This is a genomic window from Streptomyces sp. NPDC053513 (assembly GCF_044544765.1).
GTDB classification, from domain to species: Bacteria; Actinomycetota; Actinomycetes; order Streptomycetales; family Streptomycetaceae; genus Streptomyces; species Streptomyces litmocidini.
The window spans coordinates 344,668-361,838 of record NZ_JBITXP010000008.1; the positions used below are offsets into that span (position 1 = coordinate 344,668).

A 17,171-nucleotide genomic window follows, 5' to 3' on the forward strand; every position below is an offset into this window, starting at 1 on the left:
CGCGCCTCCTCACCCCGATCGACCGCCGCACCCCGACCCGGCCGCGCCTCCGGCGCGGGCCGGTTTCCTCCGGAACGGGTGCGGGGCGCGGTGCCGGGTCCGGGGCGCGTCGTCCTAGAGCGGGCGTTCCCGGCCCTCCCAGTACGGGTCGCGGAGGCGGCGCTTGTACAGCTTGCCGTTGGGATCGCGGGGCATGGCCGGGACGAAGTCGACCGACTTCGGGCGTTTGAAGCCGGCGAGGCGGTCGCCGCAGTGGGCCAGGATCTCGGCGGCGAGCGCGGGCCCCGGCTCGTACCCCTCGGCCGCCTCGACGACCGCCTTGACCTCCTCGCCCCAGTCGGCGTGCGGGATCCCGAAGGCGGCGGCGTCCGCGACGGCGGGGTGGGCGAGCAGCGCCGCCTCGATCTCGGCGGGGTAGATGTTGACCCCACCGGAGATGATCATGTCGATCTTGCGGTCGCGGAGGAAGAGGTAGCCGTCCTCGTCGAGGACGCCGAGGTCGCCGACGGTGAAGAAGTCGCCGATGCGGTTCTTCGCGGTCTTCGCCTCGTCCTTGTGGTACTGGAAGCCGCCGGTGTTCATCTTGAGGTAGACGGTGCCGAGTTCGCCCGGCGGCAGCCGCCTGCCGTCGTCGTCGAAGACGGCGAGTTCGCTGATGGGCCAGGCCCGGCCGACGGTCCCGGGCCTCTTGAGCCACTCCTCGGCGGTGGCGAAGGCACCGCCGCCCTCGCTGGCCGCGTAGTACTCCTCGACGCACCGGCCCCACCAGTCGATCATCGCCCGCTTGACGTGCTCGGGGCAGGGCGCGGCGCCGTGGATGGCGTGGCGCATGGAGGAGACGTCGTACCGTTCCCGCACCTCCGCGGGGAGGGCGAGCAGGCGGTGGAACTGGGTGGGGACCATGTGCGTGTGGGTGCACGCGTACCGGTCGATCAGCCGGAGCATCTCCTCGGGAGCCCACCGGTCCATGAGGACGAGCGGGTGGCCGATGTGCAGGGCGGCGGCCGCGAACTGGAGCACGGCGGTGTGGTAGAGCGGCGAGCAGACGAGGTGGACGTTGCCGTCGGCGGGCCGGATGCCGAAGATGCCGAGGAAGCCTCCGAGGTGGGTCTCCTCGGGGAGCTTTCCGGGCAGCGGGCGGCGGATGCCCCGGGGCCGGCCGGTGGTGCCGGAGGTGTAGTTCATGACCCAGCCGAGCGTGCGGTCGGCGGGCGGGGATCCGTCCTGTCCGTCGAGCAGTTCGGCGTACGGGCGGAAGCCGGGGACGGTGCCGACGGCGTACCGGTGGGTGGGCGCGAGTCCGGCCTCGTCGGCGGCGAGGGTGACCGCCTCGGCGAACCGCTCGTGCGCCACCAGGACCTTGGCGCCGGAGTCGGCGACGATCCAGGCGATCTCGGGGCCGACGAAGTGGTGGTTGACGGGGACGAGGTAGAAGCCGGCCTGGGTGGCGGCGAGGTGGGCGGTGAAGAACTCGGGGCCGTTGGGCAGGACGACGGCGAACGCGTCGCCGCGTTCGAGTCCGGCGGCGCGCAGCCCGTGGACGAGCCGGTTGGCCTCGGCGTGCAGCCGGCCGGCGCTCCACTCCTCGCCGTCGGGCGCGACGAGGACGGTGCGGCCGGGGTCGGCGGCGGCCTGGGCCCAGAATCCGGTGGGGGCCTGGGTGCCGGTGGTTCCCGTGCTCATGCCTCGCTCCGTCCTGCGATGCGGTTGATGCGGTCGACGGCCTCCTCGAAGCCGCGGGTGAGGTCGTCGACGACCTGCTGGACGCTGCGTTCGGAGTTCATCCGGCCGACGATCTGTCCGACGGGGGTGCCGAGCAGCGGCTCGACCTCGTACCGCTGGATGCGGGAGACGGCCTCGGCGACCAGGAGCCCTTGGAGGGGCATGGGGAGCGGACCGGGCCCCGCCGGGTCGTCCCAGGCATCGGTCCACTCGGTGCGGAGCTGACGGGCGGGTTTGCCGGTCAGGGCGCGGGAGCGGACCGTGTCGCCGGAGCCGGCGGCGAGCAGTTTGTCGGTGAGGGCGCGGGAGTGCAGCTCGGCCTCGGTGGTGGTGAGCCAGATCGAGCCGAGCCAGACGCCCTGGGCGCCGAGGGCGAGTCCGGCGGCGATCTGCTCGCCGCTGCCGATGCCGCCGGCGGCGAGCACGGGCAGCGGGGAGACGGCGTCGACGACCTCGGGGGTGAGGACCATGGAGGCGATCTCGCCGGTGTGGCCGCCCGCCTCGTACCCCTGGGCGACGACGACGTCGATGCCGGCGTCGGCGTGGTGGCGGGCGTGGCGGGCGCTGCCGGCGAGGGCGGCGACGAGGACGCCGTGGTCGTGGGCGCGGGCGACGACGTCGGGCGGCGGCGATCCGAGGGCGTTGGCGAGGAGTCTGATCGGGTAGTCGAAGGCCACGTCGAGCTGGCTGCGGGCGACCTGCTCCATCCAGCCGGTGATCCGCCAGCCGGAGGCCTCGCCCTCGGGCAGTTCGGGGACGCCGTGCTTGGCGAGCGTGGCGCGGACGAACGCCCGGTGCTCCTCGGGGATCATGGCCTCGATCTCGGCCTCGGTGACGCCTTCGACCGCCTTCTTCGCGGGCATCACGACGTCGAGGCCGTAGGGCAGGCCGTCGGTGTGCTCCTGCATCCAGTCGAGGTCGCGGGCGAGGTCGTCGGGCGCGGTGTAGCGGACCGCGCCGAGGACGCCGAACCCGCCGGCCCTGGTGAGTGCGGCGGCCACCGCGGGGAAGGGCGTGAAGCCGAAGATGGCGTGCTCGATCCCCAGTGTGCGACTCAGCTCCGTCTTCATGGGCGGCAGGATGCCGCAGCGGCGCGGCGGAGGGAAGACATTTTCTGATGCAGCGTCAGATTCTTTGTGGGCGGCACGTCGGCGTCTCGCCGCCGCCCCGAGTGGGAGAGGGTGGGCATGACGGACGATGTGGAACGAGGCGGAGGGCCGAGCCGCCGTGCGTTCGGCGGCGGGGTACTGGCCCTCGGAGGTGCGCTGGTGATCGGTGCGGTGCCGGGGGCGGCGGCCTCCCCGGGGCGGGGGACGGGAGCGGGAGCCGGGGCCTCCCCGGGGCGGGGGACGGGAGTCCCGTACGGGGCCGTGCGCGGGTCCGTCCGGCGGACGACGCTGCGGCGCGGCTCCGCGGAGCGCGCCGGGCTGCTCGCGCCGCACCTGGACGGGCTGGTCGCCGACGCCGAGCGCTTCCTCGCGCCCTCCCCCGCGCACCCGTGGTACGCGGGGGCCGTCCTGCTCGCCGGGCGGGGCGGGACCGTCGCCCTGCACCGGGCGATCGGCTCGGCCGTGCGGTACGCGGCGTACGACGAGAAGACCGACACGGGGATCGAGCTGCCGCCGGAACGGCGGATCCCCATGACCGAGGACACCGTCTTCGACCTGGCGTCGGTCTCCAAGCTGTTCACCTCGATCCTGGCGGTGCAGCAGATCGAGCGCGGGGCGCTGCGGTTGGAGGAGAAGGTCGCCGCGTACCTGCCGGAGTTCGCCGGCGGCGGGAAGCAGGACGTCACCGTGCGGCAGCTGCTCACCCACACCTCCGGGTTCCGGTCCTGGATCCCGCTCTACCGGGAGCCGACACGGGAGGGGAAGCTGCGGCTGCTGTGGGCGGAGGCCCCGGCGAGCCCGCCGGGGTCCGCGTACCTCTACTCGGACCTGAACCTGATCTCGCTCCAGCTGGTCCTGGAGGAGATCACCGGTCGCGGTCTGGACGCCCTGCTCCACGACGAGATCACCGCTCCACTCGGGATGCACCGCACTCGTTTCAATCCGCCGCTCTCCTGGCGGCCGGAGATCGCCGCCACCGAGGACGCCCGCCCGCCCTGGTCCGGCCTCGACCGGGGCATGGTGTGGGGCGAGGTCCACGACGAGAACGCCCACTCCCTCGGCGGCGTCGCGGGCCACGCCGGCGTCTTCTCCCGCGCCTGGGACCTCGCGGTCCTCGCCCGCACCCTGCTCAACGGCGGCGCGTACGGCCGGGCCCGCATCCTCTCCCCCGCCTCGGTGGAGCTGATGTTCACCGACTTCAACACCGCCTTCCCCGGCGACGAGCACGGGCTCGGCTTCGAGCTCTACCAGCACTGGTACATGGGCGCCATGGCCACCCCGCGCACGGCCGGGCACACCGGCTTCACCGGCACCAGCCTCGTCCTCGACCCGACGACCGACGCGTTCCTGATCGTGCTCGGCAACTCCGTGCACCCGGTGCGCTCCTGGCGCTCCAGTTCCGCGCCGCGCGTCGCCGCGGCGGACCGGCTGGCCCGCGCCGTCCCCGTCCGCCCGGCCCGGGGCCGTACCTCCCCCAAGCTCTCGGCTTCGCTCGAGCAGGGGGGACCCCCATGGTTCTCCGGCATGGCGAGCGCCACGACGGCCACCCTGACGCTGCCTCCCGTGACCGGCGCCGCGCGCCTGGAGTGCGCGCTGTGGTGGGACACCGAGCCGGGCGCCGACCCGGTCGCCCTGGAGGCCTCGGTCGACGGCGGCGCGACCTGGCGGCCGGTGCCCTTCACCACCGACGGCCGCGACGGACATCCGACGGGCACGGTCGGTGGCTGGTCCGGCCGTGTCTGGCACACCGTCTCCGCGCCGCTGCCCGGGGCGGACGCCGTCCTGCGCTGGCGGTACACCACCGATCAGCGGTACGTGGGACGGGGCGTGTACGTGGACGGGCTGCGGCTGCTCGACGCGGCGGGACTGCCGGTGTTCGACGAGGCGCGACCGGCCGACGGGGCACGGATCGAGGCGAACGGCTGGACCAGGTCCGCCGATTGAGCCCGAGCCGACGAACCGTCGGGGCGGGCCGGGGAGCGGGCTGCGCACGCGTGATCACATGAGGTAGCGTCACCGCCGGGAGATCTCACCGGGGGATGGGACGAACGCCGAGGCGAGCGTCTGTCGCGTCGCCCGTTCGCGGTGCTTCCACTGCGCGGGGGTCGCCGCAACCGGCCCGCCGGCGGACGCGGCACAACCGCTTCCCGGCCCAGCCGCCCCGTCTTCCGTCGCCTCCGCCTTCGCTCTCGTAAGAGCCTTCGCTCTCGTAAGAGCCTTCGCTCTCGTAAGAGGTGTCCCTTCATGCTGCCCCTGTCCGAGCGCCGTCCACCGGGCGCTCGCCGCTTCGCGCTGTCCGCATGGTTCTGCGCGCTCGCCCTCGCCGTCCTGGCCGCGGTCGTGCTCGCGGTCACGCCGCAGGCGCCCGCCGCCGCGGCGCCGACGGCCGCGTCCGCCGCGCCGGAGGTCGCGAGGCAGGTGTCCACCACGCCGTTCAAGGCGCGGGAGGACTACTACTGCACCCGCATCCCCGCCGTCGTCACCAGCAGGACGGGGGTCCTCCTCGCCTTCGCCGAGGGCCGCACCCGGCTGACGACGACCGGCTGCCACGACGTCGGCGACAACGACATCGTGCTCAGGAGGTCCCTCGACGGAGGGGCGACCTGGCAGCCCCTCCAGATCGTCGTCGGCGGCTCCGACGAACTCGCCCACGGCAACCCGGCGCCGGTCGTGGACGCGGTCACCGGCCGGATCACGCTCCTGTACTCCAGCAGCGACTGGAACCACGACGCGACCAGGCCCAGCCGCACGGGGTACCCGCGCTCGGTCCACGCCGTCCACAGCATGGACGGCGGCGCGACCTGGTCGGCGAGCGTGCCGCAGCCGCAGCTCAAGGCCGCCGGCTGGGGCTGGGTCTCCACCGGCCCCGGCCACGGCATCCAGCTGAGCCGCGGACAGCACCACGGCCGGCTGGTCGTCCCCGGCGACCACACGGCCGGCGGCGACACGACCGCCGGCGGCCAGCTGTACGTCAGCGACGACGGCGGCCTCACCTGGTCGCTCGGTGCCACCTCCGAGGCGAGCAAGACGGGTGCGTACCCGGGGGAGCTGACGGTCGCCGAGACCGTCGACGGCAACCTCTACGTCAACGCCCGCAACTCCGCGCCCACGCACTGTCTGACCAACGAGCACCGGCTCGAGACCGTCGGCACCGACGGCGGCGCCTCCTTCGCGGCCCCCTTCACCCAGGTGGCCGACCTGGACACCTCGCCGGTGTTCGGCTCGCTGCTGCGGCTGCACGCCGTGGACCAGGACGGGAAGCCCGACCGGCTGCTGTACTCGGGTGCCTCGCGACTCGGCGCGAGCGCGCTGGAGGACCGGCGCGAGCTGGCCGTCCGCTCCTCGTACGACGAGGGGAAGACCTGGCAGACCGTCGGCACCCTGGTCTCGGCGGCCCGCACCGGCTACTCCGACCTGACGCTGCTGCCGAACGGTTCCGTCGGCATCGTGTACGAGACGGCCGGCAACATCCCGCACGGCAACGTCGCCTTCGCCGCCTTCACCGAGAACGCCATGAAGGCCTCCGAGACCGAGCTGCGCCGTCCGCGCACCTCCGACACGCGCGTCAAGGCCCCCGGCGAGGCCGGCAACCACGCCGTCGTCCACGGCGGGGCGCAGCTCGGAACGCGTCTCGACGGCGTCGCCATGGAGTTCGACGGCGTGGACGACTACCTGCGCCTCGTCTGCTCGCCGTCCCTGCGGGTCGAGGACAAGGACTTCACCGTCACGGCCTGGTTCAGGCACGACGCCACGACCGGCACGCTGCCGATCGTCTGGGCGTACGGCATGACGGGCCGGCACTTCTCGGTCCGGGCCGAACCCGGCGGCGGTGTGCTGCGCGGCACCGTCGGCACGGACGCCGGCACCACCGAGGTGACGCTCCCGTCCTCGTACAACGACAACCAGTGGCACCACGTCGTGTTCACGCGCCAGGGCCTCGCCCTCCGCCTCGCGGTGGACGGGGGCACCGCGGCCACCGCGACCCTGCCGGCGGGGACCTCGGCGAGCGACCGGAACCTCACCCCGGCCGGGGAGTTCAACATCCACATCGGTGCCCGGCCCGACTTCCCCAACCAGCCGCCCGGTGTGGCGCAGCTCTTCCGCGGCACCCTGGACGACGTGCGGCTCTTCACCACCGCGCTGACCGACGCCGAAGCGGCCGACGTGAAGAACGGCTCCCTCGCCGTGAGGAACGGCGAGGAGAAGCTGCGGCTCGGCTTCTCCACCATCTGGTAGCCGGACGAACCCCTCGGCCGGCCGGCGGACGAACCGCCCGCCGGCCGGGGGCTCCGGTCCCGGGGCTCAGGCCGCCTCGGCGTACAGCTCCTCGATCAGCCGGGCGACGTGCTCCGGTTCGCGCAGCGTCGGGTAGTGGTCGGACCCGGCCATCCTGACGAGACGGCAGCCCGGGATCCGTTCGGCCATCTTCTCGTTGCAGCGCACGACCACCGGCCGGTCCTGCTCGCCCAGCGCGAGCAGGGTCGGCGCGGAGATCTCCCCGAGCCGGTCGAAGGCCGGCGGGCCGGTGAACTGGCGGCCCGCGTTGCTGAACCAGGCGGGCAGCACGGCCCGGCAGAGCTCCGCCGCGACCGGGTCGGACTCGGGGGTCCCGCCGCCCGCCCTGCCCCACTCGGCGAGGCCGAGACGGACGATGCCCTCCGTGTCACCGGCCTCGGCCAGGGGGCCGAGGCGCTCGAAGAACTCGCCCGAGTCCAGCCCCTCGTACCCCGACACGCCGGGAACGAAGAGGGCCAGGCCCGCCACCCGGCCGGGCGCCTCCAGGGCGAAGTCCACCGAGGTGGCCCCGCCCATGCTGGAACCCACCAGGACCGCCCGCTCGACCTCGAAGCGGGGGGGGGGGGGGGGGGGGGGGGGGCGGCGGGGGGGGGGGGGGGGGGGGGGGGGGGGGGGCCCCCGCCGCCCCCCCCCCCCTCGGCGGGGGTGCTTGCCGTCGTCACGTACTACTCGCGGTCGTCGGCGGTGGAGCGGCGGCGCATCCCGAGGAGGACGCCGACGCCGGCGACGACCACCACGGCCGCGACGATGCCGACGATCACCCCGGTGGACGATCCGCCGTCGGAGTCCTCGGCCCGCGCCGCGGGCACGGCGGACCACCAGCTCCAGTAGCCGTCCTGGCCCCACAGGTTCCCGGCGGCCTCGGGCATGGTCGTGATGGACCTGATCTGGTCCGTGCGGTACGCCTCCAGGGCGTTCGGGTAGGCCATGACGTTCATGTACCCCGTGTCGTACAGCCGGGACTGCATCCGCTTCACCAGATCCGCCCGCTTGGCGGCGTCGTACTCCACCGCCTGCTGCGCGTAGAGCCCGTCGAACTCCTTGTCGCAGATGAAGTTGTCGGTGGCGCCGGAGTCCTTCGGGGTCGCCGGGAGCGTGCCGCAGGTGTGGATGGAGAGGACGTAGTCCGGGTCGGGGTTGACCGACCAGCCGTCGAAGGCGAGGTCGTAGTCGCCCTTGACCCAGGGGTCGGAGACGCTGTCCAGGCACTCGACCTTCAGGCCGATGCCGAGCTTGCCCCACCACTCCTGGAGGTACTTGCCGACCGCCTTGTCGTTCGGGTCGGTGGCGTGGCAGAGGATCCGGAACTCCAGCGGCCTGCCGTCCTTGCCGAGCCGCTTGCCGGCGGCGTCCTTCCGGTATCCGGCGGCGTCGAGGACCTGCTCCGCCCGCGCCGGGTCGTACGCCCGCTTCTGCGCGCCCTCCGGCTTCCAGAAGTACGAGCCGAAGCGCGGCGGGACGTACCCCTCGCCCTCGACGGCGTGCCCCTGGAAGACCTTGTCGACGAGGGTGGTGCGGTCGACGGCGAGGAAGAGCGCCTTGCGGACCTCGGGGTCGAGCAGCGCCTTGTCGCCGTTGCCGAAGGTCTTGCCGTCCCGGGCCTTCGCGCCGGGGTTGGTGGCGAGGGCGTAGAAGCGGCGGCCGGGGGCGTCGTTGACCTTGATGTTCTTCTGGGTCTTCAGGGCGGCCGCCTGGGCGGGCGTCAGGTTCGGTACGAAGGACACCTCGCCCTTCTGCAGGGCGGCGACGGCGGCGTCGCCGTCCTTGTAGTACTTGAAGACCAGCTCGTCGAACTTGGGGGCGCCCCGCCAGAACTTCTTGTTCGGCTTGAGCTTGACGTACTGGTCGACCTTGAAGTCCGTGATGACGAAGGGGCCGTTCCCGACGATCGGGAAGGTCTTGTCGTTGTTGAACTTCGAGAAGTCGGTGACCTTCTCCCAGACGTGCTTCGGCACGATCGGCACGTCGAGGGCCGTCATCGTCGCCTGCGGCTTCTTCAGCCGGATGACGAGCGTCTCCGGGTCGGGCGCGGTGACCTGCGCGAAGTTCGCGGTGAAGCTGCCGTTGGCGGTGGCGGCGTTCGGGTCGGTCATCATCTTGTTGAAGGTCCAGGCCGCGTCCTCGGCGGTGGCCGGCTTCCCGTCCGACCAGGTGGAGTCCTTGCGGATCGTGTACGTCCACGTCAGCTTGTCGGGCGAGGACTTCCAGGCGGTCGCCAGACCCGGGATCGTGTGGGCGTCCTTCGGGTCGTAGTTCGTGAGGTACTCGTACGCCAGCCGGTGGATGCTGGTCGAGGTGAGCTTCTGGGCCAGGAACGGGCTCAGCGAGTCGATGCTCTGCGAGACGGCGACCGTGAGGGTGGTGCCGCCGGACTTCTCGTCCTCCGCCTGCGCGGGGCCGGGAACGACGACGAGGGAGCCTGCGGCGAGGCCGGTGGCGAGCAGCAGTCGGAGGGCTCTGCGGGCGGGGGCGGAGCGGGGTGGAACCTTCGTGACCATGACCATGGGACGTGACCTCGCGTCGGAGTTACTGTCGTGGATCTTGGGCTGACGATGGGTGAAGCGAAGGTGTATCAGCGGTGGTCTGCCGTCGTCAACGATCCCTCAAACCCCTTGTGGACTGCGGGAACGCCAAAAGGCTCCGTATCGGTGAGCCGATACGGAGCCTCATTGGTCTAATCCTGTGACGCCCTACTGCTGAGGGGCTGGCGGTGCCTGCGGAGGGCCCTGCGGATCCGCCTGCGGGGGCAGCGGCTGACCCGGCCGGCCCTCGTTCCCGTCCTGCGGTTGCTGCCAGGACTGCGGAACCCCCGGCTGCCCCGGCTGACCGGGCTGCGGCGGGTACGGCGCGCCGGCCTGGGGCCCGTACGGCTGACCGGGGACGGGCTGGCCGGGGCCGAACTGACCCGGCATCGGGCCGGGCATCTGACCCGGCACCTGACCCGGCATCGGCTGTCCCGGCTGGGGGTAGGGCTGCTGACCCGCCTGGGGCTGCGGCGGATACGGCTGACCGGGCTGCGGAGGCTGGGGCGCGTACGGCTGACCGGGAGCCGGCTGACCGGGCGCGAACTGGCCGGGCATCGGGCCGGGCGCCTGCCCGGGCACCTGACCCGGCATCGGCTGACCCGGCATCGGCTGTCCCGGCGTCTGGCCCGGCGCGAACTGGCCCGGCACCGGCTGCCCGTACTGCTCCGGCATCGGCTGTCCCGGCATCGGCGGGGCCATGTGCGGGGGCACGGCGCCCTGGCCGTCCCCGGTCCACAGCCCCTGCGCCTGCTGCGCCCGCACGAAGTCCTCGGCCACCATCGCCGAGAGGTGGAAGTACGCCTCCCGGGTCTTCGGCCGCATCATGTCGAGGTCCACCTCGGCGCCGGCCGCCAGGTGCTCGTCGAAGGGCACGACCACGACACCGCGGCAGCGGGTCTGGAAGTGCTGCACGATGTCCTCGACCTTGATCATCTTGCCGGTCTCGCGGACTCCGGAGATGACCGTGATGGAGCGCTGCACCAGGTCCGCGTAGCCGTGCGCGGAGAGCCAGTCCAGCGTGGTCGAGGCGCTGGAGGCGCCGTCCACGGAGGGCGTGGAGATGATGATCAGCTGGTCGGCGAGGTCGAGGACCCCGCGCATGGCGCTGTAGAGCAGACCCGTGCCCGAGTCGGTGAGGATGATCGGGTACTGCTTGCCGAGGACGTCGATCGCGCGCCGGTAGTCCTCGTCGTTGAAGGTCGTCGAGACGGCCGGGTCCACGTCGTTGGCGAGGATCTCCAGACCGGACGGCGCCTGCGAGGTGAACCGGCGGATGTCCATGTACGAGTTGAGGTACGGGATCGCCTGCACCAGGTCGCGGATGGTCGCCCCGGTCTCGCGCCGCACCCGGCGGCCCAGCGTGCCGGCGTCCGGGTTGGCGTCGATCGCCAGGATCTTGTCCTGCCGCTCGGTGGCGAGGGTCGCGCCGAGCGCGGTGGTCGTCGTGGTCTTGCCGACACCGCCCTTGAGCGAGATGACCGCGATCCGGTAGCAGGAGAGGACCGGCGTCCGGATCAGGTCCAGCTTCCGCTGCCGCTCCGCCTCCTCCTTCTTGCCGCCGATCTTGAAGCGGTTGGCGGCGCCGGGGTTGCGGCTGGACTTGGGCTTCTGCTTGTTGTTGCGGAGCAGCCGGTCGGAGGAGAGCTCGACGGCCGCGTTGTACCCGAGCGGGGCGCCCGGCACGGACCGCTCCCGCTGGTCGTGCGTCACCGGCGAGGGCCAGGCGGCGCCGGTCCGCGGGTCCACCGACGGCTGACCGCCGTACGGCGGCTGCGGAGCCTGCGCCGCCTGCGGGGGCACGGCTCCGGGGTGCGGGTAGCCGTAGCCGCCCTGCGCCTGCGGCGGGACGCCGCCGGGCGCTCCGGGCTGCTGCGGGTAGCCGTAACCGGCCTGCTGCGGAGGCGTCCCGGGCTGCGGGAAGCCGTAACCGCCCTGCGGCGCCGGGGGCTGGGGGGCCTGCGGAGGCTGCGGGGCCTGCGGGTAGCCGTAGGCGCCGGGCGCCTGGGGCTGGCCCTGCGGCGGTACGGGGCCGGGCGCGGCCGCCTCGGGGGCGGGCCAGGCGGCGGTGGGCGGCAGCGGCGCGGCCGGCGGCACCGGCTGGGCGCCGGGGGCGGGCTGCGCGGGCCACTGCTGCGCGGGCCCGGGGGCGGCCGGCTGGAAGGACGGGGGCAGCGGGGGCAGCCCGGCCCCGGCCTGCGGACCCCCGGCGGGGTACGGAGCGGGGTGCGGGGCGCCGGGGAAGGGCCCCGGAGCGCCACCGGGCTGCTGCGCGGCGGAGCCGTACGGACCGGGGGCCGCGCCGGGACCGAAGCCCTGCGGCGCGTCGGGGGCCGGCTGCGCGGCCGGGAGGGGGGCGGCGGCGGGGGCCTCCGCCTCGGTGCCGGTCCCGGAGTCGGGCTCGGTCACCGCGAGGGGTGCGGCGGGCTCGTCCTCCGCCCCCGTGGTGTCGTCGGCGGTGTCGGCCCCGGTCGCGTCGTCGGCGGCCGCCCCGGCCCGCTCGACGCCGTCCGAGCGGTCGGAACTCCCGGAGCCGTCCGCGTCGTCCGACGTATCCGACTCGTTCGTCCCGTCCGATCCGTCCGATCCGTCCGACGGGCGCGGCGCCTCGGCGCCCGTCGCACTGTCGGTGGCGTCCCCGGCCGGCGCGGCGACGGAGGTCGCGGACTCGTCGGGAGCGGCGGGGGAGTCCTGGACGGTGTCCGCCGGACCGGCGGGCTCGGCGGTCCCCTCGGCCGCGGCGGGCTCCGACGTATCGGCGGCGGCGGGCGTCGGGGAGCCGGTGGAGCCCTCCGCGGCCTCCGGCCGTTCCGCCGAGCGCTCGGCGACCTCGCGCTGGAGCTGGGCGGGGGAGAAGCGCATGGTGGCGCCGCCCTCGACGTCCCCGCCCCCGGAGGGGGCCGCGGGCGCCGGGACGGAAGGCGAGGCGTCGGACGACGGCGAGGCGTCGGACGCCGGCGCGCCCGGTACAGGCGCGCCGAAGGGCGCCGCCGGCTGCCCCGGCACCGGCGCACCGGGCGGGAACGCCGGCGCGGGGACGCCGGCCGCGGGGGTGCCGTGACCGGGGGTGCCGGGACCGGGCGTGACCGGAACCGGCGCGGCGGCCGCGGGCGCACCCGGCGCACCGTACGGAGGAACCGCCGGAGGCACCGCGCCGCCCGGCTGCGCCGGGGCAGGGGCGACGGGCGCGACCCCCGGCGCGGGGGCGGGAGTCACCGGCGGGGCCGGCGGTGCGACGCTCCAGCTGGGCTCGAAGCCGCCGCCCGCCGGGAGGCCCGGCACGGCGACCGGCGCTCCGCTCGGCGGCGGGGGAGTGGCACCGCCCGTCCCCGTACCGCCCGACGCGTTCTGCGTGTACCAGGCGGGCGGGGTGTAGTCGATGGTGAACTCACCCGTCATCTCGGCGGGATCCGCGTCGGACTGATCGTCGGCGGGTGGATTCCAACCCCCGTGGATCTCGTCGCGATCGCCGTTCACTTTGCCTCCTGGTGTGGTCGAGCACCCTTGTGCCGTTGTGGGCGGGGCCCTTCCACCCTAAACGTCGCGGGGCGCGCCGGGGCAGGGCCGACGGCCCCTCCGCGCCCGCCTCCGCACCCCGGTCCGGGCCCCAAGTGACCCGGCCGCGCCGCAGAGTGAGAACCTCCACCGTTCAAAACGATGCAAAAACGGACGTACTTGAACGGTCTCGTGTCATGGGGGCGCCGCTCAGTCCATCCGGCGGGCGCCGCCCAACAATCCGGTCTCGGCGTCCGTCGCCTGGGTCATCACGAACTGGCGGTCGTTCGGCGTGCACCAGAGGGTCACCCCGTCGGCGAGCGTGGACAGCGCCTCGTACTCGGTCCGGGGCAGGTTCATGATGCGGCCGATCTGGGCCGCCTCGTCCGGGGACACCCGCTGGACGCCGACCAGGGAGGACTTCTCCAGGAGCCGGGGCGCGACCGGGCTCAGATAGGGCAGCAGCGTCACCACGGACTGCCAGGGCGCCGACACGACGCGGCCGCGCGGCGGCCGCATGCCGCAGTCGCGCACCACGACCACCGGACTGCCCGCCGACGCGCCCTGCGGCGGCACCCGGCCCACGTCGTGCAGCGTGATGCACGGCTGCCCGCCGCCCGCCGCCTGCGCCAGGGCCGTCCACGCCTGGGCCCGGCCGGTCTCGACCGCCACCCGGGCACCGGTCGCGGCCGCGCGCAGGGCCAGCACCTGCGCGGTCCACAGACCGCCGATGAGGGTGACGTCGTAGGGAACGGGCCGGTTGATGCCGAGCACGGCCGGACGGCCCTCGGCGTCCACGCCGATGACCATGCCGTCGTCGCCGACCGGCAGGGCCAGCGCCTCCAGCTGTTCCAGGGCCACGGAGTGCCGGTCGCGGCGCGGCCCGACGAGCCCGAAACCGAACCGGGGCCGGGAGGCCCGCCCCGTACGCCGGACGGAAGAGGAGCCCGGGGCCGGTGACGTACCGAAGGAGGCGGTGGACATCAGCGCGCACCTCCCAGCGGAAGCGTCGCCAGGATGCCGGGCACCTGTTCCCGGTCGAGCCGGACGAGCCCCGTCTTCACCCCGCGCGCCGCACGCTCCAGCTCGTGCCGCGCGGCCACCAGTTCCTCGTCGCTGCGTCCGGTGATCCGCACGTGCCCGGTCACCGTCACCTCCTGCCGGTCCCCACCGCTCAGCGTCAGGCTGAACGTCGTCGCGAGCGCGGGCAGCGAGGTCAGCAGGGCCACCAGCTGCGGCATCGACGCGCCCGCGCCGCCGTTCCGCCCGCCCAACTGGGGCCAGCGCCCCACCCAGTACGTCGTGTGCCGCCGGTCGTCCACCCGCCAGGTCCGCGCGGTCTCCTGGGTCCGGCGCCCCTGCGCCTGGCCCCGGCCCGCCTGCGCGATCGCCATCGGGCTGGCACAGCTCGACGTGGCGAGCGCCGACGTCAGCTCCTGCTCCGTCAGCACGCTCGCCCGGAACCCGGCGCCTGCGAGCCGGCTCGCCAGCTGGTCCGCCGCGCGCACCACGCACTTCTGGGCGCCGGTCATGCCGCCGCCGCGCGCGGCGACCGCCTCCGGGCAGAGCTCGGGGTCGAGCTTGAGCGCGATCCAGGTGATGCGCACCGCGGGCGAACCCGTCTGCGCCTGGAGCGGCCCGTAGTTGCGGGCGGCCATCGACTGCGCGGGCAGGTGCGGGGCGGGCGCCGGCTGCGTGTGCTGCACGATCTGCGCCGACTCCAGCCGGATGCCGTCCACGCTCAGCACGTCCCGGACGAGCCCGACGGGCAGCGGCTTCGCCGCGCGGTCCGGACGAAGCGCCGTGCCGTCCGACTCGACCCGCAGGACGGCGGTCAGGAAGGTGCCGTCGCCGACCATCCCGACCGGACGCCGGTCGCGGTCGCTGTACGCGTAGGTCCGCAGCGCCGGATCGCACTCCACGAGCGGCGCGAACCCCGGCTCGGTGCCCTCCGGCACCGTGAGCGAGGCGGCCCGGCGCGAGCGGGCGCGCAGCGCGAGGAAGGTGCCGAGCCACTCGGGCAGCGAACGCCGGTGCCGGCGCACCACGGCGAGCAGGACGAGCACGACGGCGATCACGCCGGCGGGGACGAGCAGCATCGGCTCGACGACCCAGGCGAGGAGCAGCAGCGCCGCCGCCACCTCGATCAGTACGAGCTGTTGCAATCGGAACGAACCGAAGTGTCCGGGACGCGCCTGGAGCCGCGGCGAGACCGCGGGGGCGGAGCCCGTGGACGGGGGTGTGGAGGCAGCGGCCGCGGCGGGCCGCCTCCGCCTCGCGGAAGCCATGATGGAGAATCCCCCTCAATTCGTCCCGATGACCCTGGCCCGCCAGGGCTTTGGCGGCCGGATCACCCTACCCGCCCCACGAACCCCACGGGACAGCAGGCATAGTAGGGGGCCGGTCCGAAGGCCGGGGCCCGGGTGTCACCACCCCGGCGGCCCCGCGCGAAGATCGCGCCTGACGAGAATGGGGACTCATGGCATCGCGGCGGGACGAGCTCAACGCGTACACCTTTGCGAAGAAGCGCACGGTGGCGGCATTCCTCCAACCCTCGCCCTCCGGCACGGAGGAGGGGGCTCCGAAGCCGCTGAAGGCGGTCGTCCCCGGTCTGATCGTCTCCGCGCTCGTGGTCGCCGGATTCGGCGCCTGGGGCATGTTCAAGCCCACCGCTCCCAAGGGCTGGGACACCCCCGGCACCCGGGTCATCATCGGCAAGCAGTCGACCACCCGGTACGTCGTCCTGGAGACCGGCAAGGGCAAGGGCAAGAAGACCCTGCTCCACCCCGTCCTCAACCTCGCCTCCGCCCGACTGCTGCTCGACCCCGACCAGTTCCAGATCGTCCAGGTCGACGACAAGAAGCTCGACGAGGGCAAGCCGCCGCGCGGGCCCATCCTCGGCATCCCGTACGCCCCCGACCGGCTGCCCGCCCCGGGCGACGCGGGCACGGAGAAGCGGTGGGCCGTCTGCGAGCAGCCCGGCGGCGGCAAGGGCGCCAGCGTCCAGAAGGCGACCTTCCTCTTCGCCAAGCGCGACATGAAGCGGACCGAGGACGGCCACGAGCTGAAGAACGGCGAGATCCTGTACGTCAAGGGGCAGAAGGGGAACGCCCAGTTCATCGTCGACCGCACCGGCACCAAGTACCCGGTCAAGGCCGACGACCCCAGGCTCCTCACCGCCCTCGTCGGCCCCAACAAGGAGCCGCAGCCCGTCACCGACGACTGGCTCGCCACCCTGAAGACCGGCGACGAGATCGACTTCCCGGAAATCGAGGGGAACGTCGGCGCCGCCACCGACATCCCCGACAGCAACCTCAACGGGACCGAGAACCGGGTCGGCCTGGTCCTCCTCGCCCGGACCGGTTCCGGCCCCCAGTACTACGTGGTGCTGCCCGGCAAGGTCCAGCCGGTCACTCCCTTCACCGCCTGGCTGATCATCAACTCCCCGCAGACGCGCGACCTCGACATGGACGGCCAGCCCACCACGGTCGACGCCTCCTCCTTCGTCTCGGACCCCGCCGTCTTCCACGCCGACGCCCGCTGGCCCACGCTGAAGCCCCAGCAGGTCAACGCCGCCACCGGCAACGGAGCCCGCGACACCGTCTGCAACGTCCTCACCGACGTCGACGAGAAGGGCGGCACCACGCTCACCACCTGGGCCGGCACCGAGTACCCCGCCGACATCACCGCCGGCGGCACCAGCACGTACGTCACCCCCGGCACCGGCCTCCTCTACACGCAGATCCAGGGCAAGCAGAAGACGCCCGACGGCTCCCTCTTCCTCGTCACCGACACCGGCCTGCGGTACGCCGTCCAGGCCAACGGCGACAGCGACTCCGCCCGCTCCGAGATCGGCGCCGGCGAACAGAAGCAGACCGACGGACGGCCGGAACCCAGCGACGCCCAGAAGCGTCTCGGCTACGACAAGGTCCAGCCGGTCCTCGTCCCGATCGAATGGTCGGAGTTCCTCTCGAAGGGCCCCCGGCTCGACACCAACAGCGCGCGTCAGCCGCAGGGTTCCTAGGGG

10 protein-coding genes are annotated in these 17,171 nt (G+C 73.8%); 3 read left to right on the plus strand and 7 right to left on the minus strand.

Going from position 1 to position 17,171, the window contains the following annotated elements; genetic code table 11:
- Positions 1-114: 114 nt before the first annotated feature.
- Positions 115-1,683 (minus strand): acyl-CoA synthetase, encoded by a 1,569-nt coding sequence (locus tag ACIGW4_RS17090; RefSeq protein WP_123458421.1) that lies wholly within the window; start codon positions 1,681-1,683, stop codon positions 115-117.
- Entirely contained in the window at positions 1,680-2,792 is a 1,113-nt protein-coding gene (locus ACIGW4_RS17095) for a nitronate monooxygenase family protein (protein ID WP_123458422.1), read from the minus strand. Before ACIGW4_RS17095 ends, ACIGW4_RS17090 begins: the two co-directional genes overlap by 4 nt.
- 117 nt (positions 2,793-2,909) lie before the next feature.
- Here ACIGW4_RS17095 and ACIGW4_RS17100 point away from each other — a divergent pair, with 117 nt between their 5' ends.
- Together ACIGW4_RS17100 and ACIGW4_RS17105 are read left to right on the plus strand one after the other, a co-directional pair.
- Positions 2,910-4,775 (plus strand): serine hydrolase, encoded by a 1,866-nt coding sequence (locus tag ACIGW4_RS17100; RefSeq protein WP_399581253.1) that lies wholly within the window; start codon positions 2,910-2,912, stop codon positions 4,773-4,775.
- A gap of 300 nt (positions 4,776-5,075) precedes the next feature.
- Positions 5,076-7,067, plus strand: coding sequence for an exo-alpha-sialidase (locus ACIGW4_RS17105; RefSeq protein WP_399581255.1), 1,992 nt, complete (start codon positions 5,076-5,078; stop codon positions 7,065-7,067).
- A gap of 66 nt (positions 7,068-7,133) precedes the next feature.
- On the opposite strand, the gene ACIGW4_RS17110 is transcribed toward ACIGW4_RS17105, so the two are convergent.
- From ACIGW4_RS17110 to eccE, 5 genes are all read right to left on the minus strand, one after another.
- Positions 7,134-7,655, minus strand: coding sequence for an alpha/beta fold hydrolase (locus ACIGW4_RS17110; RefSeq protein ID WP_399581258.1), 522 nt, complete (start codon positions 7,653-7,655; stop codon positions 7,134-7,136).
- A 137-nt stretch (positions 7,656-7,792) separates the two neighbouring features.
- The gene (locus ACIGW4_RS17115) at positions 7,793-9,625 is read right to left on the minus strand and encodes an ABC transporter substrate-binding protein (protein WP_399581310.1); all 1,833 of its coding nucleotides are present in this window, start codon (positions 9,623-9,625) and stop codon (positions 7,793-7,795) included.
- A gap of 192 nt (positions 9,626-9,817) precedes the next feature.
- Complete coding sequence (locus ACIGW4_RS17120; protein ID WP_399581261.1) at positions 9,818-13,126, minus strand: SCO5717 family growth-regulating ATPase; 3,309 nt, start codon at positions 13,124-13,126, stop codon at positions 9,818-9,820.
- Positions 13,127-13,354: 228 nt separating this feature from the next.
- On the minus strand, positions 13,355-14,128 hold the full coding sequence (locus ACIGW4_RS17125) for a hypothetical protein (RefSeq protein WP_123455686.1): 774 nt from the start codon (positions 14,126-14,128) through the stop codon (positions 13,355-13,357).
- The gene (eccE, locus tag ACIGW4_RS17130) at positions 14,128-15,432 is read right to left on the minus strand and encodes a type VII secretion protein EccE (protein WP_123455687.1); all 1,305 of its coding nucleotides are present in this window, start codon (positions 15,430-15,432) and stop codon (positions 14,128-14,130) included. The genes ACIGW4_RS17125 and eccE overlap by 1 nt, the downstream gene beginning before the upstream one ends.
- A gap of 191 nt (positions 15,433-15,623) precedes the next feature.
- On the opposite strand from eccE, the gene eccB reads away from it, so the two are divergent.
- Positions 15,624-17,168 carry a type VII secretion protein EccB gene (gene eccB, locus ACIGW4_RS17135; protein ID WP_359592398.1) on the plus strand — a complete coding sequence of 515 codons (1,545 nt, stop codon included), beginning with the start codon at positions 15,624-15,626 and terminating at the stop codon, positions 17,166-17,168.
- Positions 17,169-17,171: the final 3 nt, after the last annotated feature.

What these genes read in the sequence shown, in the direction of transcription:
- ACIGW4_RS17105 (WP_399581255.1), top strand. Translation starts at nt 5,076, where the DNA reads ATGCTGCCCCTGTCCGAGCGCCGTCCACCGGGCGCTCGCCGCTTCGCG.
- ACIGW4_RS17115 (WP_399581310.1), bottom strand. Translation starts at nt 9,625, where the DNA reads ATGGTCACGAAGGTTCCACCCCGCTCCGCCCCCGCCCGCAGAGCCCTC.
- eccE (WP_123455687.1), bottom strand. Translation starts at nt 15,432, where the DNA reads ATGGCTTCCGCGAGGCGGAGGCGGCCCGCCGCGGCCGCTGCCTCCACA.
- eccB (WP_359592398.1), top strand. Translation starts at nt 15,624, where the DNA reads ATGGCATCGCGGCGGGACGAGCTCAACGCGTACACCTTTGCGAAGAAG.
- ACIGW4_RS17095 (WP_123458422.1), bottom strand. Translation starts at nt 2,792, where the DNA reads ATGAAGACGGAGCTGAGTCGCACACTGGGGATCGAGCACGCCATCTTC.
- ACIGW4_RS17100 (WP_399581253.1), top strand. Translation starts at nt 2,910, where the DNA reads ATGACGGACGATGTGGAACGAGGCGGAGGGCCGAGCCGCCGTGCGTTC.
- ACIGW4_RS17125 (WP_123455686.1), bottom strand. Translation starts at nt 14,128, where the DNA reads ATGTCCACCGCCTCCTTCGGTACGTCACCGGCCCCGGGCTCCTCTTCC.
- ACIGW4_RS17090 (WP_123458421.1), bottom strand. Translation starts at nt 1,683, where the DNA reads ATGAGCACGGGAACCACCGGCACCCAGGCCCCCACCGGATTCTGGGCC.